1 protein-coding gene is annotated in these 258 nt (G+C 52.7%); it reads left to right on the forward strand.

Features of this window, described 5'->3' with window-relative positions:
* Positions 1 to 6: 6 nt before the first annotated feature.
* Positions 7 to 258 (forward strand): hypothetical protein (locus BCU68_RS14290; protein ID WP_198591743.1); only part of this gene is annotated, 252 nt, incomplete at its 3' end.

Below are 258 nucleotides of genomic sequence, written 5' to 3' on the forward strand. Positions count from 1 at the left end.
ATGGTGGTGACCTACCTTGACGGCAATGACGTTGAACAATCGCTGATCGTGGATAACGATGGCAATGTGACCATTCCAGCGGGCATCACTGCAATCCAAGTGGCGATTCCAACCACGCAAGATGAGGTGTTTGAAGGCGATGAAACCTTTGGTCTGATTGCGACAGAAGCAAATGATATCACCACCAATGGTGAGACCGGCGTCACCGGTCAAGCGACCATTAAAGACGATGGCACCGGCCCAGGGGATGATCCGGAC

This window comes from Vibrio sp. 10N.286.49.B3 (assembly GCF_002873395.1).
In the GTDB taxonomy this organism is placed as follows: Bacteria; Pseudomonadota; Gammaproteobacteria; order Enterobacterales; family Vibrionaceae; genus Vibrio.